At 60.4% G+C, this 202-nt stretch carries 1 protein-coding gene; it reads right to left on the bottom strand.

Annotation, left to right across the window (positions count from 1 at the left end):
- Positions 1-202: hypothetical protein (locus tag JHD59_RS23440; RefSeq protein ID WP_199155924.1), on the bottom strand; the 202-nt coding region annotated here is incomplete at both ends.

Here is a 202-nt window from a genome sequence, read left to right as displayed (position 1 = left end):
GACTTGTCGGTACCGTTGCCGTTGTTGGCATCAAACTGGTAAGTACCGGTCAGGTCCTTGCCCACTTCGAGCGGACCCTTGACCTTCAACGCCTTCACCACCGGCTTGGCATTCGTATCGATCGGCTTGCCGTTGTCGCCGCCCTCGGACTCGTTGCCGCCGCCCGGGTTGTTGTTGCCGCTGTCATCCAACACCGTGCCAT

This window comes from Chromobacterium sp. ASV23, from assembly GCF_016428945.1.
GTDB lineage: Bacteria > Pseudomonadota > Gammaproteobacteria > Burkholderiales > Chromobacteriaceae > Chromobacterium > Chromobacterium sinusclupearum.
Note: the sequence above shows the minus strand (reverse complement) of the source record. Positions and strands in the feature narration are given on the sequence as shown.